24 protein-coding genes and 1 pseudogene are annotated in these 26215 nt (G+C 64.2%); 14 read left to right on the forward strand and 11 right to left on the reverse strand.

Going from position 1 to position 26215, the window contains the following annotated elements:
* Positions 1–34: 34 nt before the first annotated feature.
* The 5 genes from NIBR502772_RS02800 to NIBR502772_RS02815 all read left to right on the forward strand — a co-directional run bounded on the left by NIBR502772_RS02800 (position 35) and on the right by NIBR502772_RS02815 (position 5896).
* On the forward strand, positions 35–790 hold the full coding sequence (locus NIBR502772_RS02800; RefSeq protein ID WP_246848671.1) for a DeoR/GlpR family DNA-binding transcription regulator: 756 nt from the start codon (positions 35–37) through the stop codon (positions 788–790).
* 207 nt (positions 791–997) lie between these two features.
* On the forward strand, positions 998–2041 hold the full coding sequence (locus tag NIBR502772_RS02805; RefSeq protein ID WP_141138982.1) for an NAD(P)-dependent alcohol dehydrogenase: 1044 nt from the start codon (positions 998–1000) through the stop codon (positions 2039–2041).
* Between the two features lie 126 nt (positions 2042–2167).
* A complete protein-coding gene (locus NIBR502772_RS22300) occupies positions 2168–2326 on the forward strand; it encodes a hypothetical protein (protein ID WP_168223479.1) in 159 nt (52 codons plus the stop codon).
* Between the two features lie 386 nt (positions 2327–2712).
* Positions 2713–4374 (forward strand): glycerol-3-phosphate dehydrogenase/oxidase, encoded by a 1662-nt coding sequence (locus tag NIBR502772_RS02810; RefSeq protein WP_141138983.1) that lies wholly within the window; start codon positions 2713–2715, stop codon positions 4372–4374.
* 34 nt (positions 4375–4408) lie between these two features.
* Positions 4409–5896 (forward strand): FGGY-family carbohydrate kinase, encoded by a 1488-nt coding sequence (locus tag NIBR502772_RS02815; RefSeq protein WP_141138984.1) that lies wholly within the window; start codon positions 4409–4411, stop codon positions 5894–5896.
* Between the two features lie 347 nt (positions 5897–6243).
* On the opposite strand, the gene NIBR502772_RS02820 is transcribed toward NIBR502772_RS02815, so the two are convergent.
* From NIBR502772_RS02820 to NIBR502772_RS02835, 4 genes are all read right to left on the reverse strand, one after another.
* Positions 6244–7269 carry an FUSC family protein gene (locus NIBR502772_RS02820; protein WP_141138985.1) on the reverse strand — a complete coding sequence of 342 codons (1026 nt, stop codon included), beginning with the start codon at positions 7267–7269 and terminating at the stop codon, positions 6244–6246.
* Between the two features lie 438 nt (positions 7270–7707).
* Complete coding sequence (locus NIBR502772_RS02825) at positions 7708–8013, reverse strand: hypothetical protein (RefSeq protein ID WP_141138986.1); 306 nt, start codon at positions 8011–8013, stop codon at positions 7708–7710.
* Positions 8014–8088: 75 nt separating this feature from the next.
* Entirely contained in the window at positions 8089–9264 is a 1176-nt protein-coding gene (locus NIBR502772_RS02830; RefSeq protein WP_141138987.1) for an NAD-dependent formate dehydrogenase, read from the reverse strand.
* A 124-nt stretch (positions 9265–9388) separates the two neighbouring features.
* Entirely contained in the window at positions 9389–10285 is an 897-nt protein-coding gene (locus tag NIBR502772_RS02835; RefSeq protein WP_210412378.1) for a LysR family transcriptional regulator, read from the reverse strand.
* Between the two features lie 401 nt (positions 10286–10686).
* On the opposite strand from NIBR502772_RS02835, the gene NIBR502772_RS02845 reads away from it, so the two are divergent.
* From NIBR502772_RS02845 to NIBR502772_RS02855, 3 genes are all read left to right on the forward strand, one after another.
* Entirely contained in the window at positions 10687–10833 is a 147-nt protein-coding gene (locus NIBR502772_RS02845) for a DUF3892 domain-containing protein (protein ID WP_141138989.1), read from the forward strand.
* Positions 10834–11004: 171 nt separating this feature from the next.
* Positions 11005–11280, forward strand: a complete 276-nt coding sequence (locus tag NIBR502772_RS02850; RefSeq protein WP_141138990.1) for a type II toxin-antitoxin system Phd/YefM family antitoxin — start codon at positions 11005–11007, stop codon at positions 11278–11280.
* Entirely contained in the window at positions 11277–11570 is a 294-nt protein-coding gene (locus NIBR502772_RS02855; protein WP_141138991.1) for a type II toxin-antitoxin system RelE/ParE family toxin, read from the forward strand. Before NIBR502772_RS02850 ends, NIBR502772_RS02855 begins: the two co-directional genes overlap by 4 nt.
* Positions 11571–11804: 234 nt before the next feature.
* Here the strand turns inward: NIBR502772_RS02855 and NIBR502772_RS02860 are convergent, their stop codons facing one another.
* From NIBR502772_RS02860 to NIBR502772_RS02870, 3 genes are read right to left on the reverse strand one after another with little or no spacing between them, the layout of a single operon-like run.
* On the reverse strand, positions 11805–12509 hold the full coding sequence (locus NIBR502772_RS02860; protein WP_141138992.1) for an alpha/beta fold hydrolase: 705 nt from the start codon (positions 12507–12509) through the stop codon (positions 11805–11807).
* Positions 12510–12518: 9 nt separating this feature from the next.
* The gene (locus tag NIBR502772_RS02865; protein ID WP_141138993.1) at positions 12519–13295 is read right to left on the reverse strand and encodes an ABC transporter ATP-binding protein; all 777 of its coding nucleotides are present in this window, start codon (positions 13293–13295) and stop codon (positions 12519–12521) included.
* Between the two features lie 34 nt (positions 13296–13329).
* Positions 13330–14472: an ABC transporter permease gene (locus tag NIBR502772_RS02870; RefSeq protein ID WP_141138994.1), complete on the reverse strand. Its 1143-nt coding sequence runs from the start codon at positions 14470–14472 to the stop codon at positions 13330–13332.
* Between the two features lie 165 nt (positions 14473–14637).
* Here NIBR502772_RS02870 and NIBR502772_RS02875 point away from each other — a divergent pair, with 165 nt between their 5' ends.
* Genes NIBR502772_RS02875 through NIBR502772_RS02885 form a run of 3 tightly spaced genes read left to right on the forward strand, consistent with a single transcriptional unit; the run spans position 14638 to position 17841 of the window.
* A complete protein-coding gene (locus NIBR502772_RS02875) occupies positions 14638–15987 on the forward strand; it encodes a sensor histidine kinase (protein WP_141138995.1) in 1350 nt (449 codons plus the stop codon).
* Positions 15987–16640: a response regulator transcription factor gene (locus tag NIBR502772_RS02880; protein WP_141138996.1), complete on the forward strand. Its 654-nt coding sequence runs from the start codon at positions 15987–15989 to the stop codon at positions 16638–16640. Before NIBR502772_RS02875 ends, NIBR502772_RS02880 begins: the two co-directional genes overlap by 1 nt.
* Before the next feature lie 49 nt (positions 16641–16689).
* On the forward strand, positions 16690–17841 hold the full coding sequence (locus NIBR502772_RS02885; protein ID WP_141138997.1) for a diguanylate cyclase: 1152 nt from the start codon (positions 16690–16692) through the stop codon (positions 17839–17841).
* A gap of 4 nt (positions 17842–17845) precedes the next feature.
* Here NIBR502772_RS02885 and NIBR502772_RS02890 read toward each other — a convergent pair whose 3' ends face one another.
* Entirely contained in the window at positions 17846–19372 is a 1527-nt protein-coding gene (locus tag NIBR502772_RS02890; RefSeq protein ID WP_141138998.1) for a SulP family inorganic anion transporter, read from the reverse strand.
* 213 nt (positions 19373–19585) lie between these two features.
* Here NIBR502772_RS02890 and mptB point away from each other — a divergent pair, with 213 nt between their 5' ends.
* Positions 19586–21205, forward strand: coding sequence for a polyprenol phosphomannose-dependent alpha 1,6 mannosyltransferase MptB (mptB, locus tag NIBR502772_RS02895; RefSeq protein ID WP_141138999.1), 1620 nt, complete (start codon positions 19586–19588; stop codon positions 21203–21205).
* Between the two features lie 346 nt (positions 21206–21551).
* Here mptB and NIBR502772_RS23000 read toward each other — a convergent pair whose 3' ends face one another.
* The 3 genes and pseudogenes from NIBR502772_RS23000 to NIBR502772_RS02910 form a co-directional block, all read right to left on the reverse strand.
* A complete protein-coding gene (locus tag NIBR502772_RS23000; RefSeq protein ID WP_141139000.1) occupies positions 21552–21854 on the reverse strand; it encodes a winged helix-turn-helix domain-containing protein in 303 nt (100 codons plus the stop codon).
* Between the two features lie 367 nt (positions 21855–22221).
* Positions 22222–23068, reverse strand: a pseudogene (locus NIBR502772_RS02905) (IS5 family transposase).
* Positions 23069–23306: 238 nt separating this feature from the next.
* Complete coding sequence (locus NIBR502772_RS02910; protein WP_141139001.1) at positions 23307–23933, reverse strand: TetR/AcrR family transcriptional regulator; 627 nt, start codon at positions 23931–23933, stop codon at positions 23307–23309.
* A gap of 102 nt (positions 23934–24035) precedes the next feature.
* Between NIBR502772_RS02910 and NIBR502772_RS02915 the strand changes: the two genes are divergently transcribed.
* Together NIBR502772_RS02915 and NIBR502772_RS02920 are read left to right on the forward strand one after the other, a co-directional pair.
* Positions 24036–24824 (forward strand): SDR family oxidoreductase, encoded by a 789-nt coding sequence (locus tag NIBR502772_RS02915; protein ID WP_141139002.1) that lies wholly within the window; start codon positions 24036–24038, stop codon positions 24822–24824.
* A gap of 74 nt (positions 24825–24898) precedes the next feature.
* Entirely contained in the window at positions 24899–25756 is an 858-nt protein-coding gene (locus tag NIBR502772_RS02920; protein WP_141139003.1) for a PhzF family phenazine biosynthesis protein, read from the forward strand.
* Positions 25757–26215 lie beyond the last annotated feature (459 nt).

The raw sequence follows: 26215 nt of genomic DNA on the forward strand, positions 1-26215 counted from the left end.
AGGCGAAAGACAGCGCGCAATATCGGAAATGGTCATGGCCGAAGGGGCCGTGCGCATCGAACAGCTGGCAGAGCGCTTCGGGACCAGCCAGATGACGATCCACCGCGACCTTGACGAGCTGGAGGCCCGTGGCCTGCTGCGGAAGTCGAGGGGTGTGGCAACCGCATTGTCCTCGAGCCTCGTTGAATCCAGCGACGTCTTCCGGACCGGGCAGCAGCAGCAGGAAAAGCGCGAGATCGCCCATGCTGCCGTGGAGCTCATCGAGACGGGGCAGGCAATATTCCTGGACGACTCCACCACGGTGCTTCAAATGGCAAGGCTCATCCCTTCACACACGCCGCTGACAGTCATCACCAACGTGCTTACCCTCATCAACGAGCTGAAGGACACACGGGGAATTTCCCTTGTGGCACTAGGGGGAAACTACTACAACTGGTGCAGTTCATTCATGGGCGGAACGACAATCGAAGCGATCAACAAGATCCGCGCCGATGCATTCATCATGTCAACGGCAGCGATCACGGATGACATCTGCTTCTTCCAAAGCCAGGCGACGGTGGACATAAAGCGTGCCATGTTCCACTCCGCAGCGAAAAGGATCCTGCTGGTAGATCACACAAAATTCGAGAAACGGGCTCTCCACGCACTCGCACCTCTTTCCGACTTCGACGTCGTCGTGGTGGACTCCAAAACCAAACCCGAGGACATCAGCCGGCTGAGGTCCCACAACGTGCACGTTGTCGTCGCGGATCGCCAGACCGGCCATGCCGAAGATTCCCGCTATGGATAAGTCGGCCCGCTGTACCAGCCGGCCGACATGACACGGCCCATCAGACACGTGCGCGGGTCCAGAGCACTGCCTGCGCAAGGATTCCCGCCGGAGGAAGTCGTCGGCCAGCCCTACAACGGGAATCCACCGGCGTCCCGCGCAGACCGAAGGCCTTTAGGAAATACTCAAAAACCCGCTCCACAACAGCAACACGGAGGACTGAATATCATGACCACGCAGAGCACCACGCCAACCGCCCCGACCATGCGGGCCAGCGTGCTCACCCGCCCGGGCACCGTTGAGGTCCAGGACGTGCCCGTCCCGACGCTGACCGATAACCAGGTCCTGGTCCGAATCTCCGCCGTCGGTGTCTGCGGATCTGATACCCACTTCTTTCATGAAGGCCACATCGGGGACATGGTCGTGAAGGAACCCCTGATCCTCGGCCACGAATCAGCGGGCAGAATTGTTGCTATAGGAGCCGACGTTTCCCCCGACCGCATCGGTGAGCGGGTCTCCATCGAGCCGCAAAAGCCTTGCCGGGTCTGTGAATACTGCAAGGGCGGTCAATACAACCTGTGTCCGGACATTGAGTTTTATGCGGCGCCTCCCATCCACGGCGCGTTCGCCGAATTCGCCGCAATTGACTCCGACTTCGCCTATCCCGTTCCGGATCATGTAAGCGATGCGGCGGCTGCGCTGATCGAGCCGTTGTCGGTCGCGATCGCCACCTGCCGCAAAGCCGCCGTACAACCCGGGTCCCGTGTGCTCATCGCCGGGGCCGGGCCTATAGGGATTCTCGTGGCAAAGGTCGCCGGGATCTACGGTGCTGCGGACATCACGGTATCGGATCCGGCCCCGCACCGGCGCGAGTTTGTCCTCGGAGCCGGTGCCACACGGGCGGTGGACCCCCGAAGCGATGACCTCGCCGGCGCCGGCACCCTGTTTGACGTCTTTGTGGATGCCTCAGGGGCTCCGGCTGCGATCCAGGCCGGCATACGTGCTGTAAAGCCTGGCGGAAAAGTCGTACTCGTAGGGATGGGAGCCGACACCGTGGAGTTGCCTGTATCGCTCATCCAGAACCGGGAAATCGAGTTAACGGGAATCTTCCGCTACACGAACACCTGGCCCATGGCCATTGACCTGGTGGCGTCCGGTTTGGTGGACCTTGATGCTCTGATCACACACCGCTTCGGACTCGAGGACGTCAAAACAGCCCTGCTGACCGGAGGCCAGGATCCTCACGCCATCAAGTCCATCATCGTTCCCTGACGATTCTTCCGACCCGGGGCACGCCAGATGTGCCCGGCTTCCCCAATCCGTCCAGAATCCGGAAGTTCCACACTCCGGCCCACGGACGGGCAATGGTCCATCCAAAAACGAAAAAGGAGATCCAAAATGACTGAAAACGCCATCCTCAACAAGACGCTGATCATCCATGTGCCCGAAAACCAGCAAACAGTTACTCTTCATCTGGAACTGGATGCCAAGTGCAACTGCGGCTCCGGGCCGAACCTGCGCCCCGGCGCCTATACAGACACCGACACGTCCCATTAATGCCAACAAGCCCGTTGGCCCCTTGAGAAGCGGAACCGGGGGCCATATGCGCTGGCGCCGCCTTCCCGACTTTGACGTTGTCATCGTGGACACCAGGACGAAGCGCGAAGACGTCAACCGCCTCGCTGCCGAGAACGTTCGCGTTGTCATCGCCCGCGGGACGCGGGATAAAGCAATGGCCCGAAGCCCCGTCGGCTGGACTTCCGGGCGGACAGCGAGGATGGAAACTTCCGCCGCCGGGATGAATTCTGCAGAACCTGACTGTGGAGTTCCCCGGCAGGTCCACCCTGCATACACGGGCGACGCCGACCCGGCCGACCGACATTCCTCTGACAGATAGCACGCGCTATCATCCGACCATCCTGTCCCAGACAAGGAGTACTAATATGTCCAACGATCCCGCACCCGGCACCAGGGCTGCCCGCCCGGCCCAGCCTCTTCCCCTCAAGGTCGACGTTCTCGTCGTGGGCGGCGGTATCAACGGAACAGCAATCGCCCGGGAGGCCGCCCTGCGCGGGTTACAGGTTGCCCTCATCGAACGCCACGATCTTGCCGTCGGAGCATCCGCGTGGAACAGCCGCATGATTCACGGCGGCATCCGGTACCTCGAACACGCGGAGTTCCGCCTCGTATACGAATCCCTCCATGAACGGGAGCGCCTCCTCAGGACGGCTCCCCATCTGGTCAAGCCGTACCCTCTCATGATCCCTTTCTACAGGCACAACAACCGCCCGGCCTGGCTGTTGAATCTGGGAATGACCCTCTACGATCTGCTTTCCATGGGCAAGAGCACCCCGAACCGGCAAATACTGTCCCTGGACAAACTCCGCAGCGAGTGGCCCGGAATTACCGCAGACGGACTGGTGGGCGGGGGTGTGTACTACGACACGCAGGTTCGGTGGGCGGAACGGCTCTGTGTCGAAAACGCGTTGGCCGCCAAAGCCGCCGGCGCCACGATCCATACGCACGTGTCGGCCCTGAGGGTGCTCCACTCCGGCGGCACCGTCACAGGAGTCCTTGTCCGGGACGAGATGACCGGCCAGGAATCAGAAATCAGGGCAGACGTCGTCATTAACGCTGCCGGGGCGAATATCGACGACATTCCCGGAATCGGCAGCGGCCAGCCGCTCATCGGCGGCACCAAGGGAACGCATGTCCTGGTTGAACCCTTCGAAGGGGCACCAAAGACCGCTGTGCACTATGAAGCTGTGTCAGACGGCAGAGCCGTGCTGGTACTGCCGTGGAACGGCAAATATCTGATCGGCGCCACGGACATTTTCGTCGAAGGCGACCCTGCCCTGGCACGCACCGACGCCGAAGAAATCGACTATCTGCTTGAGGAAACAAACCGCCTGATTCCCAGCGCCGGCCTGTCACGGGAGAGCGTGGTGTTCAGCTACGTCGGAGTGCGGCCGCTGCCTCGCGCTTCCAAACCCGGATCCTCAGCCAACGTCAGCCGTGACCACGTCATCCACGACCACGCACCGCAGACGGCCGGTCTGTGGTCGATCATCGGGGGAAAGCTCACGACCCACCGCAGCCTCGCGGAACAGACCCTCGCGAAAATCCTGAAATACCTTCACGTCCGGAGCAGGACCCGTAAAAGCGTTACCCGGGTGCTTCCCCTGCCCGGCGGCAACACCAGTGACTGGGCGAAGTTCAGAGCCGGCTACCAGGCCGTCTCAACCTTCCCTTCCGGACATGTTGACCGTCTCTTGGACATCTACGGCACCCGGGTAACCGTCCTTGAACACCTGGCCGCGTTGCGTCCTGAACTCCGCGCCGAAGTCACCCCCGGGGTCCTTGGAGCGGAAATCGCCAACGCCTTTGAGGAAGAGTTCGCCAGGAGCATTTCCGATGTTCTGCTCCGGCGTACGATGACGGGTCTCACCCGTGCCGACTACGGCGACCACGGGGGAGCCGTGGCAGAGGCCTCGGCTAAACTAGGCTACCTCAGCAACGAGGAGGCCGAGCGGCAGATGCAGGAATACGTGGCGGAGGCCCGACGCCTTCTTCCCCCGGGCTCAGAAACCTTCGCCAGGCAATAACAGCGGCTCGCACCAAATCCTAAGGAACGATGACGTGACTTATGTAATCGGCCTCGACTGCGGGCTAACAGTGACCAAGGCCGTTGTTTTCGACGCGGCGGGAAGCGTCATTTCCCAGGCCACGGTGGCAAGTCCCCATGCGACGCCCAGGGCACACTGGGTGGAGCGGGACGCCGAGCAGCTCTGGGCAGCAGCATGCACGGCAATCCAGAGCGCCATCGCAGGCGCCGAACTAGGACCCGCCGACATCTCGGCAGTTGCCGTCACAGGCCACGGTGACGGGCTGTATCTGCTTTCCGCGGACGGACAGCCCAGCAGGGCGGCCATATCATCAATGGATTCACGTGCGCAGCCCATCGTCGAGAGGTGGCGGGCGGCCGGGGTTCACGAGAAAGCCCTCCAACTTTCCGGACAGGTACCTTTTGCGGCTTCGCCGGCCTCCGTCCTGAAATGGCTGACCGAAAACGAGCCGGAGGTCCTTGCACGGACCCGATGGGCAGTTTCCTGCAAGGACTACATCAACGCGCGGCTAACCGGCGTTGCCGCAACGGATTTCACCGAGGCCAGCGAATCGTTCACCAACAAGGCAACCCAGCGGTATGACGACGATATTCTCAACCTCTACGGGTTGGCAGACTACGGCCATCTGAGACCGCCCATCCACGCTTCCGATGACATCATCGGCACAGTCACCACCGCTGCAGCCGAGCTCACCGGCCTGTCTCCACTCACACCGGTCGTCGCAGGATTGCATGACGTCGATGCTTCAGCACTCGGCAGCGGAGCCCTCAGACCGGGTCAACTCGTGATGGTCGCCGGGACCTACAGCATCAACGAGATTTTCGCCGGTGCCCCCGTCACGGACCCGGACTGGTTCGTCCGCAACGCGCCAGTGGCTGGCCGGTGGCTTAACATGGCCATCTCGCCCGCTTCCACAACCTGCCTGGAATGGTTCCTCAAAACCGGTGCGCTGAACTACGGAACCGATGCCCTCGCATCGGGCCGCTCCGTCTACGACCACGTCTCGGATGCCTACGCGAGTGTTCGCGACGACAAAGACGCACCTGTATTCCTGCCCTACCTCTACGGCAGCCCCATCGACGTCAGCGGCGACGGGGCCTTTCTCGGGCTAAAGGGCTGGCACGTGCAGGCACACCTCGTGCGGGCTGTCCTCGAAGGCATCGTCTTCAACCACCGCCATCACGTCGATGCCCTACGCAGCCGACTGACGCCCACGGAAATCCGGCTCACCGGAGGCGCCGCCCGGGCACCCTATTGGGTCCAACTCTTCGCAGATGCTCTAAACGCCCCCGTGCTCGGCGTCCAGACCGAACAGACAGGCGCCCTCGGGGCAGCCCTCTGTGCCCTCAGCGGCATTGGGATCTTCCCGTCGCTGGAATCAGCCATGGACTCCATCACGACCGAATGCGTCCCCTATGAACCGGATCCGGGACGCGCGGATCGGCTTGAAACACAGTACAACCGGTACAGGAAGTATGCACTCACCTTGAGTAGCCGCTGAAATACAACCACAGGACAGGACTAGCAGGACCTATCCCGCGTTCAAGGCTTCCGTCATCTGCCCGGGATTGAGGCACAGCAGCAACGTATTCCTTCGCACTCAGGGCCGGATGCGCCATCGATCCCTGAAATGTAAGTCATATAGAAAATGGTTCATGTCCCAGATCTCCCCCTCCGGCGCGAAGGAGCCCGCCGTCGTCATCAAGGGCCTCGAAGATCCGTAGCTTCGGGCCGTATCGACATGATCGCCACGGACGGCAGCGTCCTCTGGCTCAGCCAGGACGGAGGACACGGACGCGCCCTATTTCTTCACGGGTTCCCGTCTGAAGTATGGGACAGCGATCTGCATTACGGCAAGTCGCGCCGCGTCTGCCGGGGTTCACGGATGCACAACGCGAGGATGACTCCGGCGGCGACGCCAACGAGAGTTTCCAGAGCACGGTCTGCTATGAGCCTGGCGGGGTCCGAAGGGTTGGCGAGGAGTGTCATCATCAGGATCAGGGGAGTGAAGAAGACCAGCGCGAGGCCGTATTGCCGTGCCATGAACAATTCAGTGGGAAACTGCAGCACGATCACCACGAGGGCCAGCACCGTGACGGAGGGTTGCAGCAGCAGGATCAGGGCGGTGCCCCCGACACCCGCTAGTGTTCCGATGACGCCGTGGACGCCGCGTTGGATGCGTCCCCTGAGCGTCTCGGCGGCCAGCGGAACGGCGGCCGCGGCCATCGCCCAATAGTGGTGGCCTATCCCCATCAGAAGTCCCGCGCTACCGGCGGCGCCGACAGCCAGGAGATAGCGGAGCGCGTGGATTCGGGCGGCGGGGGAATCAGCGGGGGCGACGGCACGGGAGGCTCCTGGCTGCCAGGCACGGACCCCAATCCAGCCTGCGAAACCGATCAGTACGGAGAAGCCGGCAGAACCGAGGCAGATCAACGTGGCGCACCACCAAGGAACGGCCAGCGGCACAGAGGCGCAGGCGCCGAGGGCGAAAATTGCGAAGAAGGGACCCGCGGGTTTGAGCCGGATTTTGTCGGCGACGACGGACCCCGCGGCTGCGAGGACAGCCGCGGTGGCAACCAGCGCCCACGGTCGGACGTCTATGGCGGCGAGGCTGATGCCTATCGTGACTCCGGCCACGAGCATAGCGGCGGCCTGGGCCTGGTGAATCACCCGTAGCTGGTGAGGTTCGTCCCTTCCATACCTGCCGGCGAAGGCTCCGAAGGCAGCGTAGATGATCAGGTCCGGCCGGCCACCGACCAGAAGTGCCAGGGCCGGGACCCCGCCACTGATCGCGAGGCGCAATGCGGCCCGATGGTCGCTTCGTGCCGGGCCGAGCGTCAACAGTGCGCGGAATGCGCGGGGAACGAGGGGCATGTCGTTATCACCGCCGGTGGTTGAGGGGTCGTGGGTCTGGCAGCGATGGCAGCAGCACCGACGTTAAGGCCGGATCGACTCCGCGACCATGGCCGTGCCACGGAGACGGGGCACACCGACCTTCGATGCGGGTCGGTGCCGAATAACGGGTAGGAAGATATCGATCTTCATTGGATCGTGCAGATGACCGGTCCAGGACTTCGTCGATCCGCCTCGGGAGCTCCGCCGCAGAAGCAGATGTCCGGCTCCCTGCAGGCCCAGCGGAACATTCCCGCGTCGGCCCTTGCCGCCTGCTGATGTTGCTGCGGCGCTTGGACGGGCTCGATTCGGGCGCCGCGCCGGTTGGTGCGCTGTGGTGTCTGCGACCCTGTTGGGGCCATCTTCCCAGCCCCGGCAGTTGCATTGTGGCGCCTTGGCGGGGAGCGTCCTGCCGGTGTTTTAGCGGCCGCCGCGGTCTGTGTTTGTGTAGCTGCCGGGACGCCCGAAGCCGGGGACCCTGCCCAGGGGAGCATCGATGTCGGTGTAGCTGCCAGGACGGACGGTGGCGGTCTGTGGACGGGTGAGGGTATCCGCGTCGGTGTAGCGGCCAGGTCGGACGGCGTGGCTAGCCCCACTTCGTGTGAGCGTATCAATGTCGGTGTAGCTGCCGACGGCTGCGTAGCGGGCTGTCTGCGGAGTTTCAGCCGTCCAGCCAGTGGTGGAATGGCTCCGGTTGGTCGTGCGATTGCGGTTCTGGGTTGTCATGAGGTCTCCAACGGTAGGAGGGGTGGTTGGCGGGCCGGGACGCTGGCGCCCCGGCCCGTCACTGTCGGGTAGATGTCAGGAGTTGCCGGCGTCTTGGCTGGCGGTGTAGGCGACAGCGCCGGCTCCGGCGAGCTTGCCGCCGTCAACGATGAGGTATTCGTCGCGGATCGGTTTCCCGTCCAGCCAAGCCTCCAAGATTTCCCGGGTTCCGGCGGCATAGCGGGCCTGCGCCGAGAGGGTGGTGCCGGAGACGTGCGGGGTCATGCCGTTATAGGGCATGGTCCGCCACGGGTGATCGGCTGCCGGGGGCTGCGGGTACCAGACGTCGCCCGCATAGCCGGCCAGCTGGCCCGATTCCAGGGCGGCCACGACAGCGTCGCGGTCGACGATCTGGGCACGGGCGGTGTTGACGATGTAGGAGCCCCTGCGCATGCTACCGATGAGTTCTTCGTTGAAGAGGTTCCGGGTTTCCGGGTGCAGCGGTGCGTGGATCGAGACAACGTCCACTGCCCGGGCCAGTGAGCGGGCGTCCGGGTGGAAGGTCAATCCCAGTTCCTGCTCCAGCTCCGGGGATAGCCGGCGTTTGTCGGTGTAGTGCAGCCTGACATCGAACGGCGCCAGACGGCGCAGTACTGCCTGTCCGATGCGGCCGGCAGCGATGACGCCAACGTCCATGCCCTCAATGTCGTAGGCGTGGGAGACACAGTCGGCGATGTTCCAGCCTCCCTGGGCCGCCCACTGGTGGGAGGGAAGGTAGTTCCGGACCAGTGCCAGGATCTGCATGACGGCATGCTCGGCGACGCTGATGCTGTTGCTGTAGGTCTCTTCGGCGACGGTGATGTCGCGGGCGATAGCGGCGTCCAGGTCGACGTGGTCCGAGCCGATGCCGGCGGTGAGCGCGAGCTTTAGCTTGGGTGCGCGGGCAATGCGCTCGGCGGTCAGGTAGGCGGGCCAGAACGGCTGCGAGATCACCACGTCTGCATCGGCAAGTTCACGGTCGAAGATGGAGTCGGGGCCCTCTTTGTCCGAGGTGACGACCAGGGTGTGGCCGCGTTCCTCCAAGAATTTGCGCAGCCCCAGCTCACCGGAAACGCAGCCGACCAGGTCGCCGGGACGGAAGTCCAGGCTGCTGGGGGTGGGCAGCGTCTGGCCGCCGGGATAGGAATTCAGGACGGGGATAGTGTCCCGGGCGTACTCCGGCGGGAAGCCGTCGATGGGATCCGGGTACAGAACGCAAACGATCTTTGCCATTTTTCCTCCTATGGATGGACGCCGTGCTCCGGGCTTTACCGGATCATCTGCGCCTGATATCCACTTTCCGCCTCATGCGTCATAGGCGTCAAAGAAGGAAAAACGATGAAGCAATAGGTAGCGCCTATTGCTCCTGCTCGCGGGGGAGATGCTCGAGGAAAGTGAGGTCTGTTAATTCGTTGGCGGCGGCAAGGGCGCGGGCCATGACGGAGCCCGGTTCCCGGGCCAGGGTGACAAGCCCGACCGGTACAGCGCGCTCCGGCTCCGTCAGTGGCATCGCACGCATCCCTGCTGGGACGCCGAAGACGTGAAGCCAAGCGGACGGCACGATGGTCGCCCAGGACCCCGTCTTCACCTGCGCGAAGAGTGATGACACCGAGTCCGTTTCTACCCTCGGTGAAGGCATCACACCTACTTCGGCAAACACGTCATCGAGACGTCGCCTGCCCTGCATCACTGGATCCAGCAAGCAGAGCGGAAGGGCAGCAGCAGCCGCCCACGTTGCCGACTGGGCCACAGTCCCCGCGCCGGCGGCCGTCAGCAGGACGTACTTCTCCATGTAAAGGTGGGCCACCTGGAAGTCCTCGGGGATGGGATCCTGGATGTAAGTGATGCCGGCATCGATCTCGTAATTCTGCAACTGCCGGAGAACGTCCTCGGATTTCAGGTCAGACACTACGTGCACCTGCGCCATGGGGTGCATCGCGCAGAACGGAGCTGTGAGCAGGGACACCGCGATCGAGGCCGTGGGCACGGAGCCAAAGCGAAGCCGCCCGCTGAGCCCGGCGCGCATCGCGCCGATCTCCTCTCTCAGTCCGTCACGGTCCGCGAGGATCCTTCGTGCCCAGACCACAATCTGCTGCCCTTCGGCTGTGAGGCCCTCAAACTTGTTGCCCCTATGGATCAAGGGAACGTCCAGCTCGGCCTCCAGCTTCCGGATCCCTTCCGACAACGCCGGCTGGGAAACCGAACAGGACTGGGCGGCGCGCACGAAGTGACGCTCGCGGGCCAGAGCGACCATGTACTCAAGTTGACGGAAGAACATAAGATCGGTTTACAGCACCCTCCCGCGAGGGCGCCAATCGTCTTTGAGACGTGGCGCGCGAAGTACCGGGCTCACCGCAGCCGTCATAAGGCAAAACGCCAAGGCCGCGGCTAAACATCAACCGAGTCGGCCCCACGGACGAGCTGCCGGGAATGGACCTTCGGCCTCCGGGAGTGCTCCGACGTGGCGGCTGCGGATGGCGACCACGTCGCCCACCTTGGGTGAACCCCTGTCCCCGTTGGTCCCGGTCCGGGGTGAGTGCGAACAGTGTGCCCGTGAAGAGTGCGAACCCGTCCGGTACTGATGGTGCTTGTCCGAAGATCGCCGCCACCAGCCTTTTGCAAAGAGGCGGCTGATTCTTGCCTTGAACTGGATTGATGGTGAAAGGTGGTCGCGCGTATGTGGCGTCGGGCGCGAAGGCAGCAGCTGTTGCCGTTGTGAAACCTCAGGGCGGGACTCCATACCTGCGTACCCACGCCGATGGTATGTGGAATAACAACCTCCTCTCATTGCCGCGCTTCTGATTAGCGTTCAACAAATCCGTGGTCACGGAAACCCTGCAGGGCATTCGTGACCACGATTTGGACGTAGCAACGTGCCGCGCCATGCCTAGCCCCTCGGTCGGTCGACAAAGTCATCATTATTGGCTAAAAGTCAGGCTAGTGACTAGCCGAGTTTCAGGCTATATTTGAACCATGAGAACGGTACCGCTCAGCGAAGCCAAGGACAAGCTTTCCGCGCTTGTAGAGGAAGCGGACAAGACGCATGAGATCATCCAGATCACGCGTCATGGGCACCCCTCGGCCGTGTTGATGTCCGCCGACGACCTGGAGTCCCTGCAGGAAACGGTCCACTGGCTGTCGCAGCCTGGCATCCGCGAAGACCTGGACCAGGCGCGACGCGATATCGCCGAAGGCAACACGGTCAGCGGCGATGACCTGCGCCGTGAATTCGGACTGCCGCCGAGGTGACCGAGGATCCATCCAACGAGCAAAGGCCCTGGAAGATCGAAGTCACCAGCCCTGCACTGAAGGGATTTCGTCGGCTGCCGGAGAAGGCCGCCGCCGCAATCGTCGAATTCATCACCGGTGTCCTGGCCGATAATCCCCGCCGGCTCAGCAAGCCCCTCACCAATGAACTCCTCGGCCTGCGCACGGCACGCCGAGGTGACTACCGCGTGTTGTTCACCCTCGATATCGAAGGGCACACCTTATACGTCCATCGCATCGAACACCGTGCGGACGTCTACAAGCGGCGTTAGCCGATTTCTTCGAAGTTGTGCCATTTGGGCGCCTCTCCCCCAGCTCAGGCTGACGAAACGTCCGTTATCGTTCGAAAGGGCTTGCGTTAGGTGAGCAGAGCGTGCTGTCCGTTCGATGGCGGGACCATGGGACTCGTTGCCAGGTCACTGTGGACATCGACGTGTCCATCAGAGTCGGATCAACGTTGACAGAAGGCCGGCAGATCAGCTGGTGTCGCTCCTTAGGACAGGCGCTTACCCCGTCCGCTCCACCGCCGCCAGGATCGCCTGGCCCAACTCCACAGGTTTGGTGAACTGGGGCCAATGGCCGGTGGGGAGGTCCACGTACTCGACGTCGCGGATGCGGGCCAGTTCGGCGGTGAAGGGATGGCCGGCGTCGATCCATTCGGTGAGGAGCGACGACGGGAACTGGCACGCGATCACAGTCGCCGGAACGTCGTACCTGCGGACGTCATGCAGCCGTTGCCGGCCATGCGCAACGCCCCTGGGCTCGGGGATGGCGCGCGCCCGGAACGACGCGCGCAACTCATCGGTGAGGTCCACCAGATCGGCGTCATCGAAGCCATCCCACGGCGGCAGCGGCACGTCGTCGCCCTCGGTGGGCAGCCCGTCATTGATGACGCCGCCCTCGCCCAGGGGTCCGCTGTCCACGTAAATATTCCGGGCGACGCGGTCCGGCCGTGCGTCCGCCACCCCGTGGATCACCGCGCCACCACCGGAGTGCCCCACCAGCACCACCTTCCCCTCGAGGCCATCTACAAAATTTACGACGGCGGCGATGTGGTCTTTCAGAGTGATGCCGCCACGCCGTGCGTCCACAGATTCCAGGCCGGGAAGAGTCAGGGGATGGGTTGTGTGCCCCGCCGCCTCCAGGGCAGGCGTCACCTTCTCCCACGACGACGCGTCCAACCAGAAACCGGGTACCAGGATGATGTCCATGACGGAACCCTACTCCGCGTCCCCGGCGCTAAGTAAGGGACTACGTACGGCGCCGGGCAACACCGGGGCGGTCAGGCCGCCGTCGCGCATTACAGCGACGGCGTCGGTCAGCGGGACGAATTCGGTATCGTGCGTGACCATCACTGTGGCCACCTGGAACTCGTCCGTCACCTGGCGCAGCAGCCCCACGATCGACGCGCTGCGCGCGTGGTCCAGCGCCGCCGTCGGCTCGTCCACCAGCAGCACCTTCGGGCTGCCCATCAGGGCCCGGGCGATGTTCACCCGCTGCCTTTGCCCGCCCGAGAGCTGGTGCGGCCGCTTGTCCGCGGACGCGGCCAGCCCCACCAGATCCAGGAGTTCCGCGGCGTGCGAACGCGCGGCCTTCAGGGACTTGCCGCGCAGGTGATGGCCAATCATCAACTGCTCGACGGCGGTCAGGGAAGCCAAGAGGTTGGGCTGCTGGAAGATGATGCCCACCTTCTCCCGCCGCAGCGCGGTCAGTTCCTTGTCCTTCAGCCCCGCGGTGTTGACCCCGTCGATCATTACGTCCCCGTTGGTGGGGCGGACCAGGGTGGCGGCGACGGCCAGGAGGCTGGATTTGCCCGAGCCGGACGGGCCCACCAGCGAGACCATCCTGCCCGCTGCGACCTCCAGGCTGGCGCTGTTCAGAGCCTTGATGGTTCCGCCCCCGTCCGGGTATTCGAGGGTGACGTTGGTGAGGGTCAGCGGGTGGGTGAGAGCGGAACCGGCGGTTGGTGTGGAGACGAGTACAGGGGTAACAGACATGGGAAGTACCTTTCGGGAGTTTCAGGGAGAGGAGTTAGTTGCCGCCGAGGGCAATCAGCGGATCGACGGCGGTCACCCGGCGGACTGCCAGCGCGGCGCCCGCCATGCCCAGGGCCACAATTCCCAGCACGGGCAGCAGCGTGGTGGCCGGCGTAACCAGGAACGGCGCCGCATGGGCTGCGGCGAACCCGCCCAGAATTCCGACCGCCCCGCCCAGGCCCGCACCGGCTAGCAGCACAATCGCAGCCTGGGTCATGGCATCGCGCAGCACGTAGCCGCCGGACGCGCCCATGGCCTTGAGGACGGCGATATCACGGGTCCGCTGCACGGTCCAGACCGTCAGGAACGCCACGATCACCAGCGCCGAAATCCCGTAGAGGAAGGCCTGCATCAGCATCAGCGAGCCGTTTTCGCTCTTGAAGGACCCCAGAGCCTGGAACGAACCGGTGCGGCTGGTGCTGACTGTCCGCGCCATCGCATTGGCCGCTGCCTCGTCCACCACGGCCCCGTCCTGGTAGGTGACGGCGACGACGGTCGCCACCGGCATCGTGCCCGGCGCGCGGCCAGCCGTCGGGGCCAAGTGCGCCACCTCGGCCCAGGTGGGAAGTGTCGTCCACACCACGCCGGTGTGCGAATACCACTGGTCAGCCACGACGGCGGTGACGGTCAATTCAGTGCCACCCACCGTGGCCGCGTCTCCGACGTCGAGCGAGAGATCTGCGGCGACGGTCGCGCCGATCACCACCGACCCCGCCCCGACCGGCGACGGCGCCAGCTGCCCGTCCTCGGCTACGCCGAAGACTGCCACATTGGTGGTGCCGCCGTCGCCGCCCTGGAGGCGGGACTGGCTGATGCCCAGGGCCTCTGCGCTTGCCACGCCCGTCACGTGCTTCCAGCTGTCCACCTGCGCGGCCGTCACTTCGCTTTCTGTGAAGGAGGCCGTGGGCTGGTTGGTGCCCGGGGCGCCAAACACGATGCTGTCCACCGGCCTGGCCTCAATACCGGAGCCAGCACCAGACCCAGACCCGAGCTTCTCGATGGCGGACGTCGACTGGTCGCCCAGGCCGGCGGTGAGACCGGATAGCAGCACCAGCAGCAGCGTCACCAGGGCCACCACGCCGCCCATCAAGGCAAACCTGCCCTTGGCGAACCGGATATCGCGAATAGCGAGAAACACGTTGTACTTCCTTCAATCGGGGTGGAGTTCCTTCTCAATCCACTCTCCGGCGAATCTGCCAAGCCCACATCGGGGACTTGGTTGAGCCGGGCGGGATAAACGGTTGAAGGGGCGGTCAACCTTTTGATTGATCCGTGCGCCCCCATCGGCGCATAAGCTGATGAAATGCCTGCCGCCGACCCACAGCCCACCTCGTCGGGGGCAGCCATCCTGCGGTTCCTGCGGGTGACGCTTCATGTCGGGTTTGCGGTGCTGCTGCTGGTCGCCATCCTGCGTCTCCACTTCGCTGACGGAGCCGTCGGCATGGACGGCGCCACCGAAGCGGCCGGGCCCGCCACACCAGACGGCACGGCAGCCGGTCAGCGCCTCGTCTGGTCCGCACTCGCCCTTGCCTTGGCAGCCGCGTATCTCGCCGGCACCGTCCTGGAAAAGCGCTTCGCCGCCGGACGCTCCAGCTTCGACCCGCACCGCTACGCCGCCCCGTGGCTGGGCCTTATCACGGCACTGTGGGGCGTCCTCCTCGCGGGCAGCGCCGAATTTTCCTGGGTGGCCTTTCCGCTCTTTTTCCTCCACCTGCACGTCCTGCCGCGCCGGATTGCCCTGTTTACCATCGCCGCGATGACGGCTGCCGTCGTGGCTTCGCAGTGGGTAGCCAGCGGGCTGCCGTCGCCCACCCTGCCCATGGTCCTGGGGCCGGGGCTGGGTGCCGTTTTCGCCGTGGTCACCGGGCTGGCTTACCGGGCGCTCTACCAGGAGAGTGAAGCCCAGCGGCTGGCGGCGGACGAACTCCGGCGCACCCGCGCAGAACTTGCCAGAACCCAGCATGAGGCCGGCGTCGCAGCTGAGCGTGAGCGCCTCGCCCGCGAAATCCACGACACCTTGGCGCAGGGCCTGTCCAGCATCGTCCTGGTGGCGCGGGCGGCAGAGAAGTCCCTGGCCAGCGGCGACCTTGCCACCGCCGCCGAGCGGTTCGCGCTGGTGCAGCAGACGGCGTCGGAAAACCTCGCGGAGGCCCGCAGCTTTGTCCGCGGCCTCACCTCGCCGCAGCTCCAGGAGTCGTCGCTCCCGGAAAGCCTGCAGCGGCTCTGCGGCGAAACCGAAACGCTCGCCGCCGCGCGCGGTGACGGGCTCCGCTGCCGCTTCGAACTGGTGGGCGACCCCGCGGAGCTGCCGCCGCAGTACAGCGTCACCCTGCTCCGGGCCGCCCAGGCCAGCCTTGCCAACGTCAGGCTCCACGCCAAGGCAAGCACCGCCGTCGTCACCCTCGCGTTCCTCGGGGACGAGGTCACCCTGGACGTGTACGACGACGGCACGGGCTTTGTGCCGGAAGCGCCCGGTTCCGGCGTGGCCGGCCGAGCGGACGGCAGCGGGTTCGGGCTGCGTTCGCTGGCTGCCCGGGTGGCTGAGCTGAACGGCTCCCTGGACGTCGAAACGGCACCCGGCGAGGGGACCGTCGTCGCCCTCCGGCTGCCGCTCACCGGCGGGGACACCAGCCCGGAAGGGGAGCGGCACTGATGGGGGAGCTCCGTATTCTCCTCGTGGATGACCATCCCGTGGTCCGCGCGGGCCTGCGCGCCATGCTCACCGAATTCGCTGACTTCAGCGTGGCTGCCGAAGCCGCCGACGGGGACGCGGCGTTGCGCGAACTCGCGCGGCTGCGGACGCTGGGGGAGCGCGTGGATGTGGTGCTGATGGATATTCAGATGGGCGCCGGCATGGATGGTGTTACCGCGACAGCCGCGATCCGGCGGCTGGACTCCCCGCCGCCGGTCCTGATCCTGACCACCTATGACACCGAGGCGGACATCCTGGCCGCCGTCGAGGCAGGCGCCAGCGGCTACATGCTCAAGGACGCGCCGCCGGAACAGATCCGCCAGGCCGTACTGTCGGCGGCGGCCGGCCAGACGGCGCTCGCGCCCAAAGTCGCGGCACTGCTGATGTCGCGGATCAGCAGCCCCGAAACAGCCCTTACAACCCGCGAGGTCCAGCTGCTTGAACTGCTGGCCACCGGCCTGACCAACCGCGCCATCGCCCGGCAGCTCTTCATTTCGGAGGCCACGGTCAAGACCCACCTGGTGCACATCTACGGCAAGCTCGGCGTGGACAACCGGACCTCCGCCATCGCCTTGGCCACACAACGACGAATCATCCGCCCGCCGGGCCAGTAACGGTGCCATACTGGGCGTTCATCACCTCATCGTCAGGGGAACTTCGGAAATGGTCCTGGATACCGCCACGCTGAGGGTCGCCTTCGGCCTGATGGCTTTGGTCCTGGTGCTGCTGTTCTACTTTTCGGCCTACCGCTACACGCGCTCGCCGTACAGCGGCTGGTGGTGCCTCGCCCTGGTGTTCTTCCTTGCCGGATCCGCCGCCTTCCTGCTCAACGGAACCCCACACCAGTGGTGGGCCAACCCTCTGGGCAACGTCCTGCTGGTCCTCGGCGGTGTAGCCGTCTGGGCCGGCGCACGCTCGCTCCGGGACCTGCGGCCGCTCCGGTGGCTCTTCACGGGGCTGCCGGTGGTCACGCTGGTGGCATCCGCCATCGACCATCCTGGCACCAACACCTGGTCCGGTGGCCCAGTCTTCCTCGCCGCGATGTGCCTGACTGTGGGGCTTGCTTCCCGGGAACTCTGGCGCCTGGAACCGGGGTATTCGCGCGTCCGGGTCCCCATGGCTGCCGCGGCGGCAGGGTTGTCCGCGTTTTATTTCGGCCGGCTGGTGTACTTCCTTCTGGAGGGCCCGAACGGACCCACGTTCGTCACGTACTTCGGATCCGCGGTGACCACGTTGGTGACCATGGTGCTGCTGGTAGTGGTGTCCTTCAGCATGGCTGCCTTGAGCACCGAACAGCAGACCCGGGCCCTGCGCATGGTGGCCACCCGGGACGATCTCACCGGCCTACTCAACCGCAAAGCCTTCCTGGACCTGGCAACAGAGCTGATGAGCGACAGGTCCGTTACGCCGGGAACGGGCGCTCTGATCCTCGCAGACCTGGACAATTTCAAAGCAGTCAACGACACCCACGGCCATGCCGTCGGGGATGTCGCGCTGCAGGCCTTCGCCGGAGCGTGCCGGGACACCGTCAGGTCCACGGATCTGGCGGGCAGGTACGGCGGGGAAGAGTTCTTTCTCCTCATCCCGGGGGCCACTGCCGGACGGGCGGAGAAGATCGCGGAGGAGATCAGCCGGCGCCTCGCCGAGGTCCCCACCGCCGAAGGACTGCAAATGCCCACCGTCAGTTACGGCGTGGCACTATACGATGCCGGGACCTCCGATCTGGAGGACCTCATCGCCTCTGCTGACCGGGCCCTCTACGCGGCCAAGTCACTGGGCCGGAACCGCACCGTTCACAGCGACCCGCGGGGCTAGCCCGTCAGTTGAGCTTTCCTGCCAGCCGTTCCCGCATGGCAACGCTGGCGGCATTCAGCCCGATCAGCTCCACGTCCCGCCCGTGCCGGCGGTACTTCTCGGTCACCGCGTCCAGCACCGCGACGGTAGAGGCGTCCCAGAGGTGCGAAGCGTGCAGGTCCACAATCACCCGGCTGATGTCCGGCCCGGCGTCCAGGGCGTACTCGAACTGCGTGTAGAGGTCGTTCGACGAGGCAAAAAACAGCTCGCCGTCCACCGTGTAGGTGGCCACTTTCTCGCCGTTAAGTTCGACGACGGTCCGTTCCACAGTGACGACGTGCGCCACCCGCCGGGCGAACAGCGCCGTGGCCGCCAGCACGCCCGCCCCGACGCCGATGGCCAGGTTATGTGTGGCCGATACGACCGCCACCGTGATCACCATAACGGCGGTCTCGGACTTGGGCATCCGGCGCAGGGTCCGCGGAGCGATGGAGTGCCAGTCGAAGGTAATGGCGGACACGAAGATCATTACGGCCACCAGCGCGGCCATCGGAATCAGGCCCACAACGTCACCGAGCACCACCACTAGAACCAGGAGGAAGACGCCGGCCAGGAACGTGGACACCCGGCTCCGCGCCCCGGATCCCTTGACGTTGATCATGGTCTGGCCGATCACGGCGCAGCCGCCCATGCCGCCGAAGAAGCCGGTGACGATGTTCGCCACGCCCTGGCCCCAGGACTCGCGGGTCTTGTTGGAGCGGGTGTCCGTGATGTCGTCCACCAGCTTGGCGGTCATCAGCGATTCGAGCAGCCCCACCAAGGCCATGGACAGCGAGAACGGCGCCAGGATCTGGAAAGTCTCCCAGGTCAGCGGGACGTTGGGGATAAACATCGACGGCAGGCTCTCGGGCAGCTGGCCCTTGTCCTGGACAGTGGGGACGTCCACGCCGGCCAGCACGGCAAACAGGGTGAGCACCACGATGGCCACCAAAGGTGAGGGCACCGCCGTCGTAATTCTTGGCAGTCCCACCACGATCACCAAGCCGATCGCCACCAGCGGATAGACCATCCACGGCACGCCGATCAGTTCGGGAATCTGGGCCATAAACACCAGGATGGCCAGCGCGTTCACAAAGCCCACCATCACCGAACGCGGGATGAACCGCATCAGCCGGGTGACGCCGAGGACCGCCAGGAGGATCTGGAAAACGCCGGCCAGGATCACCGCCGCGATCAGGTGGTCCAGGCCATGGCTGCGCATCAGCGGGGCGATGACCAGGGCGACGGCGCCGGTGGCGGCGGAAATCATGGCGGGCCGGCCGCCCACAAAGGAGATCGTGACAGCCATGGTGAACGATGCGAACAGGCCGATCCGCGGATCCACGCCCGCGATCACCGAGAAGGCGATCGCCTCCGGGATCAGCGCCAGCGCCACCACCAGACCCGCCAGTGCCTCGGTCTTCAGCCGCCGCGGCGAGCGAAGCGTGGCGCGGACTGATTGGAGCTGCTGAGGCGTGCTGGTCCGGGCATCGGGGACGCGTGGTACGGCCATGGCTGGGTCCAATCGTGCTGGTGAAGCCGGCAGTGGGGGCTTCATTCTGAGGCGGGGTTGGGGCGGCGGGACGCCTCATTGCGAAATAGGGGGCACGTCCGCCCCTACCAGTCTGGGGTACGCGCTAAGCCAACTGCTAAAATAACTGGGTTGTAGACCGGCCTATAGCTAGTCCAGCCAGCGCCGTAACGTAAGTAGGGGACCACACAAGACATGACGGCAGGCGGTTCACACATCAGCACTTCGGAGAGCGTCCCCGGTCCGTCGAAAAAGACAGCGGCCGGCACGGAGCTTCCGAAGTCTGCCGCGCCCGCCGTAGCTCCCCCCACCAAGCGCCGGGTGTACATCGCCACCTGGCAGGGGTTCCTCGGCGCCCTCATGATGTTTGTGGGCTCGATCGGAACGGGCTGGATCGCGAACGGCTCACCCATGATCCGCCAGCCGGTGGTCATCGCGCTGCGGACCGAGGGCTGGGGCGTGACGCTGTCCACCGTTCTCCTGACGGTGGGGGCGATGCTCCTGATGCGGTCCTGGCTCCGGCTGGGCCAGCGGCTGGACGACTGGGGCGAACACTCACTGCGGTCGGTGGTCATAGCCATCTCCGCCTGGTCAGTGCCGCTCCTGCTGGCCGTCCCCATCTTCTCCCGCGACGTCTACGCCTATACCGGCCAGGGCCGCCTGGTCATGGAAGGCCAGAACCCGTACGCCGTGGGCATTTCCACCCTCAACAACTGGTTTGCCCTCGGCGCGGATCCGGCCTGGGCCGAGAACCGGACCCCCTACGGGCCCTACTTCCTGTGGCTCGCCCGCGGCGTGGTGGAGCTGACAGGGGCGCAGCCCGACGTATCCGTCCTGCTGTTCCGCCTGATCGCCGGCGTCGGGGTTCTGCTCTGCGTCATTTACGTGCCCAAGCTGGCCGAACTGCACGGCATTAACGGCGCCCGGGCACTGTGGATTGCGGTGGCCAACCCGCTGTTCCTGATCAGCTTCGTGGCCAGCGCCCACAACGACGCGCTGATGGTGGGCCTCGCCGTCGCCGGTGTCTACTTCGCCGCGACGAAGCGCTACCTGGCCGGAATCCTGCTGGTCACCGCCTCCATCGGGATCAAACCGATCACCGTGCTGCTCCTGCCGTTCATCGGGGTGATGTGGGCGGGGCCGGCCGCCTCGTGGACGCGGAAGTTCCTGATTTGGGGCGCGACGGCGGGAATCAGTTTCGCCGTGCTGGCCGTCAGCGGGATCCCCTACAACCTCGGGTTGGGCTGGGTGTGGGCCATCATGGACCCGACGCCGGGGTACACAGGCTATTCGCCGTCAGGGTTCCTGGGGCAGCAGGTCGAGTTCCTCGGCAACGTGCTGGGGCTGCCGGGCGGCACCGTCGCGGACCTGCTGCGGACGGGCATGAAGTGGGCGGCGATCGGGCTCGTCCTGCTGCTGATGTTCCGCGGCGACTACTCGCGGGCGGTGCGCCGGCTGGCCCTGGCGTTCACCGCCGTCGTGATGCTTTCGCCCATCATCCAGCCCTGGTACATTCTCTGGTTCCTGCCGTTCCTGGCTGTGACGGGCATCCGGAACGATTGGCAGATCCGGTGCCTCTACGTGGGCGTGACGTTCTTTGTGGTGTTCGGCGCGCAGGACCAGCTTTCGGTCTGGTCCTTTGTGGAGCTGCCCATTGACGCGTCGTCGCTGGCGTTCGTGACGGCGCTGCTGTTCACGTTCTATCTGCTGGTCCTGGACATCCACACGCGGAAGCTGCTGATTGAGGGCAAACCCTTGGACTGGGCCCGGCGTGGTTGGCGCTGGGTCCTGGACCAGCGCCGCACCGCCCGCTGAAGCGGCTGCCCGTTCGTCAATAAGCTCTGACCACACTCCGCCCGGCCCACTGCCTGGTCAGCCTGCTGCAGTCAGTGCTGCGGAGTGGACGCGGACAGTTTAACTGTGCTCCGGACGAGGTCCACGGACTCCTCCACCGACAGCTCGGCCGGAACCCGGATATGCGCATTTGAGGGCGGAGCATGCAGTAACACTCGGATGGCCTCGCCGACGCGGCCGGCAATTGTTGACCCAACCACCCGCAGCCAAGGGATTCTGTCCGCAAATAGGGACAATCCTCAGAGGTCATACACGGCGGCTAGGGGATTTCATCGCACCGCAGTAAAGAATCTCGTACGGCTCAGATTCAGCGATCTACTCCCGTGGTGGCGGCCTTGGCGGTCAGGTAGTAGAAAGGGGTGAATCCAGCTCTTTCGCCTGCCGGGATATTGCACCGAACGATTGATGCGTCCTCCAGCCTCTGCAAGTGATACTGCACGCTTGCCCGGGGCGAGCCTACGGCGTCGCTGATATCCGCTAAACGGCTTGCTCCGCGCATTGCCAGATGTTCCATGATTTGGGTTCGGACAAGATTGAGCCGGAGCTCGATTGTTCCCGTGCCACTGGTGATGGGAGCCGCAATTCTTGTGCCACTAAGGGTGCCGTACATTTCCTGCCTTTCAAAGCTGAATCGCAATTACACCCCAGAACTGTTGCAGGCACATTTCATCCGGGTTATGGTGCCATCCAAAATGAGGATCCTTTCCAAGGACTGCCACCGTGTCCAGATCCCAAATTGGCGGACTCGAACGACACTCTGGCTCAGGTCCCGCCAGTACGAGCGCCGATCACGTAGAGCGATCGCGGCGGTCAGGACATTGTCGCCGCCTGCGTCGACCATCGCCGCACTTGGTGCAATCACCGAGAAGTACCGCCTCCACGGCAAAGACGTGAACATCATCGACTCGACGAGGCCAGAACCATGATGGGCGAACGCCTCGGTGGGAAAACTCGGCGGAGGTCATTAGGGTGTGTTGCTAAACCGCTGATTTGATCCAGATCAGGGCCGAGGCGAGGGTGACGCCGGCGAGGTAGCTACGCGCTGTTTTGTCGCTTCTGGTCGCGATGCCACGCCATTGCTTGAGCCGGTTGAAGCAGCGTTCAACGACGTTTCGGCCTTTGCAGGCTTCCTTGTCGAAGGATCGGGGCCGTCCGCCTTTGGAGCCGCGCCGGGCCCGTCCTGCGATCTGGTCGGAACGCTCCGGAATCGTGATTTTGATTCCTCTGCCGGCCAGGTAGGCGCGGTTGGCGCTGGAGGTATAGGCCTTGTCTGCCAGCACCCTGTCGGACCGCGTGCGTGGCCGTCCCCGGGATCCGCCGGTGACTGAGATGTTCGCCAGTACGGTCTGGAAAAACGAAGTGTCAGCGGCCTGACCGGCTGTGAGGACCAGGCCCAGCGGCCGTCCCTTCCCGTCCGTGGCAAGGTGGATTTTGCACGTCATTCCGCCCCTGGACTTGCCGATCGCGTGGTCCGCGGGCTCTTCATCGCCGAGTTTCCTGTAATTTGGCGGGGCCCACTGTGACGCGGGGAAGGGTGGCACCATGCTGGTGCACGCGGGTGATCGTCGCGTCCACGGATACTGTCCAGTCAACATCACCGGCACGCTGGCCGGCAGCCTGCGCGGCCGCGAGAACGTTCGCCCACGTTCCGTCCCTGGACCAGTCCGCGAAACGACCATAGATCGAGTTCCAGTTCCCGAACCTCGCAGGAACATCACGCCAGGGCGCCCCGGTACGGAACCGCCACACGATAGGTTCGACCTTCCGCCGCATATCCATGATCGGACGCCCGTTACCCTTCCATACCAGGAAATGCGGTGCCATCACGGCCCATGCCTCGTCGGAATCTCCTGCCTTGCTGCCATGAATCCAGCCTGCCGGAAACTAACCCCACAACGGTTTAACAACACACCCTAGTTCCAGCCCAGAAAGAGCCATTACCAGTGCGAGAGCCCGATCCACCCCTTACTACTACCTGACAGCCAGGGCCGCCATGTGATGCGACCGCGAATTCTGCATCAGGCACATTCGGGATGACGCCGACTTCATCTCCTGGGGAGGCTCATGCGCCGATTCCCGAGGCTCCCTGGGGCGCGGGCATGCCTGCGACCATTCCCGCCCACAACAGGTCGGTTGTCGCAACGGTCAGAGAGTCGATGGAGGTTCCATCCAGGAGGTTACCCGCGGCCAGCACAGCGGCTCCGTGCAGGCTCACGAAGCATATGAGCGCTAGCATCTCGCAGTCTCCTGGAGCCAACTCCCCGGCGCCCTGGGCTTCAGCGATGAGCGCCCTGGCTACCCTTAGTCCGTCTTCGCCGATGCTGCGGAGTTCATCGCTGGCATCAGGATGGTGCTTCGTGGAGTGCATCACGGCCAACAGGACCGGGTGGGAGACCGCGAAGTCCACGTAGGCCCTCGCGATCCGGACAAAGCGTGAACGGTGGTCGCCGGCAGCTTCCGACGCTTCCATTATCCGGACGTTCATGCCACGGAAGCCGTCAAGAGCTAGGGCATCGAGAAGCGCCAGTTTGTCACGGAAATGCTTTCCGGGCGCCGCGTGGCTTACGCCCAGGTCACGTGCGAGTTGCCGCAAGGAAAGTCCCCCGACTCCTGCTTCTTCGATAATTTCCGTCGCACGGGCGAGCAACGCCTCGCGAAGCTTGCCGTGATGGTAAGGCTGATCGGTCATGCGATCAGTATAGCCAGTATGTAGTCGTTGACAACAATGGTGTCAGTGCCTACTATGTTGACATTGGCTACATAAGTAGCCGCGACACGGATCGGATTCGAGATGACCATGACCTATAGCGGAACTACCGCACTCATCACTGGAGCAAGCTCCGGACTTGGCGCTGAGTTCGCCACGCGATTTGCAGCGCGCGGAGCCAACCTCGTGCTGGTCGCACGACGGACCGACAGGCTTGAGGATCTCGCCCGGAAGCTCCGCGCCACCCACGGCATTTCAGTTACTACGCTCTCGAAGGACCTGAGCCGTCAGGGAGCCGGAACAGAGGTCCGCGACGAGCTCACCGGCCGGGGCATCCGCATCGACACCCTGATCAACAACGCGGGCTTCGCCACGCGCGGCCCGTTGGTCGAGGAAGACCCGGCCGTCATCGCCTCCGAGATCTCCCTCAACGTGGCTTCCCTCGTCGACACCACGCGGGCATTCCTTCCCGAGATGCTCTCCACAGGGAAGGGCGCACTCATCAACGTGGCCAGCACTGCAGCATTTCAGCCGGTGCCTGGAATGGCGGTTTACGGAGCAAGCAAGGCCTTCGTCCTGAGCTTCACGGAAGCCCTGGCACACGAGACGAAGGAATCGGGCCTTCGGGTGCTTGCGCTCTGCCCGGGAGCCACGCGTACCGAGTTCTTTGATGTCCTCGGGAGCGAGGCCGCAGCGGTCGGCCGCATGCAAAGCGCCAGCGAGGTCATCGACACTGCCCTGCGCGCTCTCGATCGCCGCACTACACCGGTAAGCGTCGTCTCAGGCTTGGGAAATCGCATGCTTGCCGGAATGGCCCAGCGCCTCCCGCGACACATCTCCCTTGCCATGGCAGGCAGAGCCGTACAGGACTAGTGCTACAGTCGCATTTCGCTTCGCCCTGTTGGTCTTCACCACGCCCGTATTTTCACCCCACCGAGGATGTATTAGTGAATCAGACTTCCGTTGTACTTCGTTATGCCGCCTTTGCAACGACCCCTGGCGGAGGAAATCCGGCCGGAGTGGTACTGGATGCCACCCATCTCGACGACGCACAGATGCAGGTCATGGCGGCCGATGTCGGATATGCCGAAACGGTATTTATCACCGAGGCTGCCGTTGACGGAGACTCGCGTCGAAACCGTGTGCGGTACTTCTCCCCTATTGCCGAGGTGCCGTTTTGCGGCCATGCCACAATTGCCCTGGCTGTGGCGCTGTCGAGGCTTCACGGTACGGGAACCTTTATGTTCGATACGTCGGTGGGGCCGGTCGCGATCGAATCTGCAGGCCAGGGAGCTGACCTGACGGCATCCTTCACGAGTGTGGAGCCTCGCGTGGCCGAGTTCCCGACAGGTGTTCTGGAGACTCTGCTCGGGTTGCTCGGCGTGGGTCGGGACGAATTGCACCCCACCTACCCGCCGCTGCTCGCCTTTGCCGGAAACTGGCATCCAATACTGGTCTTCGCTGATCGAAGGACCTTTGACTCATTCGTGTTCGACCCGGAGCCTATGCGCACACTGATGGACGCCCAGGGCTGGGCCGGTACCGTCACGACGCTCTGCGAGATCAAAGCGGGCCAGTTTGACTCGCGCAATCTCTTCCCGGTGGGCGCCATCACTGAAGATCCGGCGACAGGTTCGGCTGCCGCCGCTTTCGGCGGATACCTCCGCCTGCTTTCGCTTGTGGAACCACCCAGCCGGGTGGTGGTGCTCCAAGGCAGCCACGTCGGCAGCCCGAGCAGACTCACCATTGATATTCCACCGCTCGGCGGGATCATAGTGCGCGGAGGAGCCGTCGAAATCGCTTGAGCCGCACGGGACTCTTTACTGCGGGCCGATGAACCGGACCTGAACAGCCACGAACGGCTACTTTTCGTGCCCGGAAAAGTCTGAAATCTCTCATAATGTGCAGGGTAGAAACGACCACAACCTCTAAATACCAGGCAGCGAGACGCTGCACACCCAAATTTCCTTGTTAAGCGCGTCGATGGTGGTGGTCGCCGTTGCGTATTCCCTGGTGGCCCTTGCAATCGACACCGATTCTGAGGAGGGTCACGGCGATTCGTTGGGGGATTCGCTGTAAGCCGTCAGCCCCTTTGCCCAGCAGGAGCGGACCATGGGCCGGTTCCATGAGTGCACCATCGGCCTTGAGGAAGCGGCCGCATAGATGTCCTATGGCACCCTGAGCGGCCATCTGTTCCAGCTCCTTGTGGGGACGGGGCTGTAGAGTCCCATCCCGTCAAAGCGCTGCATTGACCCGACGCCCAC

Origin of the sequence: Pseudarthrobacter sp. NIBRBAC000502772 (assembly GCF_006517235.1) — a bacterium.
Lineage (GTDB): Bacteria > Actinomycetota > Actinomycetes > Actinomycetales > Micrococcaceae > Arthrobacter.

What these genes read in the sequence shown, in the direction of transcription:
- NIBR502772_RS02810 (WP_141138983.1), top strand. Translation starts at nt 2,713, where the DNA reads ATGTCCAACGATCCCGCACCCGGCACCAGGGCTGCCCGCCCGGCCCAG.
- mptB (WP_141138999.1), top strand. Translation starts at nt 19,586, where the DNA reads ATGACGGCAGGCGGTTCACACATCAGCACTTCGGAGAGCGTCCCCGGT.
- NIBR502772_RS02800 (WP_246848671.1), top strand. Translation starts at nt 35, where the DNA reads ATGGCCGAAGGGGCCGTGCGCATCGAACAGCTGGCAGAGCGCTTCGGG.
- NIBR502772_RS02865 (WP_141138993.1), bottom strand. Translation starts at nt 13,295, where the DNA reads ATGTCTGTTACCCCTGTACTCGTCTCCACACCAACCGCCGGTTCCGCT.
- NIBR502772_RS02825 (WP_141138986.1), bottom strand. Translation starts at nt 8,013, where the DNA reads ATGACAACCCAGAACCGCAATCGCACGACCAACCGGAGCCATTCCACC.
- NIBR502772_RS02915 (WP_141139002.1), top strand. Translation starts at nt 24,036, where the DNA reads ATGACCATGACCTATAGCGGAACTACCGCACTCATCACTGGAGCAAGC.
- NIBR502772_RS02880 (WP_141138996.1), top strand. Translation starts at nt 15,987, where the DNA reads ATGGGGGAGCTCCGTATTCTCCTCGTGGATGACCATCCCGTGGTCCGC.
- NIBR502772_RS02910 (WP_141139001.1), bottom strand. Translation starts at nt 23,933, where the DNA reads ATGACCGATCAGCCTTACCATCACGGCAAGCTTCGCGAGGCGTTGCTC.
- NIBR502772_RS02845 (WP_141138989.1), top strand. Translation starts at nt 10,687, where the DNA reads ATGGTGAAAGGTGGTCGCGCGTATGTGGCGTCGGGCGCGAAGGCAGCA.
- NIBR502772_RS02860 (WP_141138992.1), bottom strand. Translation starts at nt 12,509, where the DNA reads ATGGACATCATCCTGGTACCCGGTTTCTGGTTGGACGCGTCGTCGTGG.
- NIBR502772_RS02830 (WP_141138987.1), bottom strand. Translation starts at nt 9,264, where the DNA reads ATGGCAAAGATCGTTTGCGTTCTGTACCCGGATCCCATCGACGGCTTC.
- NIBR502772_RS23000 (WP_141139000.1), bottom strand. Translation starts at nt 21,854, where the DNA reads ATGTACGGCACCCTTAGTGGCACAAGAATTGCGGCTCCCATCACCAGT.
- NIBR502772_RS02835 (WP_210412378.1), bottom strand. Translation starts at nt 10,285, where the DNA reads ATGGTCGCTCTGGCCCGCGAGCGTCACTTCGTGCGCGCCGCCCAGTCC.
- NIBR502772_RS02805 (WP_141138982.1), top strand. Translation starts at nt 998, where the DNA reads ATGACCACGCAGAGCACCACGCCAACCGCCCCGACCATGCGGGCCAGC.
- NIBR502772_RS02875 (WP_141138995.1), top strand. Translation starts at nt 14,638, where the DNA reads ATGCCTGCCGCCGACCCACAGCCCACCTCGTCGGGGGCAGCCATCCTG.
- NIBR502772_RS02890 (WP_141138998.1), bottom strand. Translation starts at nt 19,372, where the DNA reads ATGGCCGTACCACGCGTCCCCGATGCCCGGACCAGCACGCCTCAGCAG.
- NIBR502772_RS02885 (WP_141138997.1), top strand. Translation starts at nt 16,690, where the DNA reads ATGGTCCTGGATACCGCCACGCTGAGGGTCGCCTTCGGCCTGATGGCT.
- NIBR502772_RS02850 (WP_141138990.1), top strand. Translation starts at nt 11,005, where the DNA reads ATGAGAACGGTACCGCTCAGCGAAGCCAAGGACAAGCTTTCCGCGCTT.
- NIBR502772_RS22300 (WP_168223479.1), top strand. Translation starts at nt 2,168, where the DNA reads ATGACTGAAAACGCCATCCTCAACAAGACGCTGATCATCCATGTGCCC.
- NIBR502772_RS02820 (WP_141138985.1), bottom strand. Translation starts at nt 7,269, where the DNA reads ATGCCCCTCGTTCCCCGCGCATTCCGCGCACTGTTGACGCTCGGCCCG.